The 1,414-nt window shown below is 55.4% G+C and carries 1 protein-coding gene; it reads right to left on the bottom strand.

Features of this window, described 5'->3' with window-relative positions:
- The coding region (locus GI374_RS18710) for a calcium-binding protein (RefSeq protein ID WP_304611180.1) at positions 1 to 994 on the bottom strand (994 nt) is incomplete at its 3' end.
- Between the last annotated feature and the right edge of the window lie 420 nt (positions 995 to 1,414).

The following is a 1,414-nucleotide window of genomic DNA, read 5'->3' as shown; positions in this document are numbered from 1 at the left end:
CGTTGATCCGGTTTGCCAGATCGTTCCCGGTCCCGTTGATGTTGCCCGTTCCCGTCAGAGTCAGGTTCTCGACATTGGCGGTCAGTGCATAGGAAACGGAGGCACGCACCAAGTCGGTTCCCCCATTGCGTCCTTCGTTGACCTGGTCTCCGACGTTGTCGACGATATAGATATCATCACCGGCGCCACCGTTCAGCGTGTCGGCACCGAGACCGCCGTCCAGCAGGTTGTTTCCGGCGTTGCCGTTGATCCGGTTCGCCAGCCCATTCCCGGTGCCGTTGATGTTGCCCGTTCCAGTCAGAGTCAGGTTCTCGACATTGGCGGTCAGTGCATAGGAAATGGAGGTACGCACCAGGTCGGTTCCCCCATTGTGTCCTTCGTTGACCTGGTCTCCGACGTTGTCAACGATATAGATGTCGTCGCCGGCGCCACCGTTCAGCGTATCGGCACCGAGACCGCCGTTAAGAGTGTCTGCTCCGCCGGCTCCGTCGAGACGATCTGCCCCCGCCCCACCATACATACTTTCGGCATGATCACGTCCCTGCAAATGATCTGCGCCCGCCGTTCCAAAAATATCATCATCAACAACCGTGAACCGGCCAGTTGAAAGTGGAGCATACCCCCTTGCAGCATCCAGGTTGTTTTCGTAGACGCGTATCTCGAAGATTTCGTCGTCTTCTTGTATGGCATCCGCGTTTAGGGTGACGCTAAAGTATCCATTTGGCTCGACGCCCACGAAACTCGAGAGGGCGAATTGATCTGCCGGCTCCCCGCCCACTCTGTTCGACCAGAAACTGTCCCAGAAATCCCCTGTCTGCCCGGTTATTGGCACCACTTGCACGTAGACAGTTCGATATTGAACGGGGTATTGCTGAATGACAAATGTGATCGTCCGTCCGGCTCCGTCACTTCCTGAAGCCACGGTGCCTTCTACGATATCCTCTCCTGCCGAGCTCCAGATTGTGAACCCATTGCCATTGCCAATAATGCTCATTTACCATCCCTGCTTCTTCATCTTAAAGTATATGGTGTTAGCGCCCTGCGGTCTCGAGAGCTGCAGGCTTCTCCGTCACGCGGTTGAGGAGAGGCACCTAAACAACATCAAGTTAATTACTGCAGCCCTAGAGAGAGGTGACCAGTGTCGCTTGTGTGCGACGTCGCGTTCTATGGTCGCTTGCCACTGGGAAAATCGCAGGCTGCATCTCTGTTCGTGGCCGACGTTTGTATCGCTGCAACTCTGTGCTTGCTTTCGTCAGAGCAGGAAATCGTTGGCATGGAGTGTAAGATTCCCGATTAGACTGATGGAAAAGTCTGCGCGGCCATCCCCATCCACATCTCCGGAAATGTTGGTGACCATACCAACGCGATCATATCGCAGCTCACCAGCATTGCCGCTGAAGCCGACCTCGCCGAT

It is taken from the genome of Paracoccus sp. S-4012 (assembly GCF_009674885.1).
Lineage (GTDB): Bacteria > Pseudomonadota > Alphaproteobacteria > Rhodobacterales > Rhodobacteraceae > Paracoccus.
Note: the sequence above shows the minus strand (reverse complement) of the source record. Positions and strands in the feature narration are given on the sequence as shown.